The following is a 1150-nucleotide window of genomic DNA, read 5'->3' on the forward strand; positions in this document are numbered from 1 at the left end:
CCCGCGCCCACCGCCGCGCCGGTGGTGGTGCAGGGCGCCCCGGATCCCGTGGCGGTCGCCGCCTGCGCGCGCCGCTTCCGCTCCTACGATGCCGCCAGCGGGACCTACCTCGGCAACGACGGCGACCGTCACCCCTGCCCGTGATCGCAGACCCCGCCGGGCTCGCCAACGCTGCGGGTCCGGTCCCCCGATCCTGAGCGCGCGGGACGCCGCGCGGATCGGCGGGCGGCGCGCGCTCCCGCTCCCTTCGAGCACCGGTCCGGTGCCGGACCTTCCACCTTCCAACCCAAAAGGACGACCGATGAGCAAGGGCTATCCCTCGATGACCGCGCTGCTGGGCCTTCTGGCCGTGGCCGGCTACCAGAACCGCGACAAGCTCGCCGAGCTCCTGAAGGGGCATGATGCGACGCCGGGGCACGCGACGATTCCGCCGGTGTCGAGCCGCTCCACGACCTCGTCCGGCAGCGGCGGCCTCTCGAGCCTGGGCGGGCTCCTCGGTGGCGTTGGCTCGGCCGGCGTCGGCGGCCTGATCGCCAGCGGCCTGAGCGAGCTCGTCGACCACTTCACCAAGGGCGGCCACGGCGAGACGGCGAATTCCTGGATCAACCAGGGCGCCAACCGCGACATCCACGAGGCCGATCTCGAGCGCGCCATCGGCCCGGAGACCCTCGACCACCTGACCCAGCAGACCGGCCTGAGCCGCTCCGCGCTCCTGTCGCGCCTCTCGCGCGAGCTGCCCTTGGCCATCGACCGCTACGCCGCCGACGGTCGCAAGCTCGCCTGACGCCGAACGACGATGCGGCCGGCGCGCGAAGGCGCCGGCCGTCAGGGCGCGCCGCGTCGTCTCGTGGATCGTCGCGCATGCGGCCCGGGATCGGGGCCGTCCGATGTACGGCGGGAAGGGTGCGTCGACTGCGTCAACGGCTCGGCGGCCGCGAAGCGCAGCCTTTCGTGACGCCTCAGCCTGCGCGGCGCAGCGCAGGCTTCGTGGGGCCAACGCGATGGCGCGCGGACCGGATCGACAGGCCCGGCCGCCTCGCTCCGCATCTCAGGCCAGGACCAGGATCGTCCCGAGCACCAGCAGGACCAGGAGGCCGGCGAGCAGGACGACGCGTCCGACCGGCTCGGTCTCGTCGGCCTCGGGCTCCGC

At 74.1% G+C, this 1150-nt stretch carries 2 protein-coding genes; both read left to right on the plus strand.

Annotation, left to right across the window (positions count from 1 at the left end):
* A partial coding sequence (locus tag FV230_RS28580; RefSeq protein WP_147844758.1) for a BA14K family protein occupies window positions 1-144 on the plus strand: 144 nt, incomplete at its 5' end.
* 157 nt (window positions 145-301) lie between these two features.
* The gene (locus tag FV230_RS28585; RefSeq protein ID WP_147844759.1) at window positions 302-784 is read left to right on the plus strand and encodes a YidB family protein; all 483 of its coding nucleotides are present in this window, start codon (window positions 302-304) and stop codon (window positions 782-784) included.
* Window positions 785-1150: the final 366 nt, after the last annotated feature.

The organism is Methylobacterium sp. WL6, from assembly GCF_008040095.1.
Classification (GTDB): Bacteria; Pseudomonadota; Alphaproteobacteria; order Rhizobiales; family Beijerinckiaceae; genus Methylobacterium.

Excerpts from the sequence above, each read along its gene's own strand:
- FV230_RS28585 (WP_147844759.1), top strand. The coding sequence starts at position 302 with ATGAGCAAGGGCTATCCCTCGATGACCGCGCTGCTGGGCCTTCTGGCC.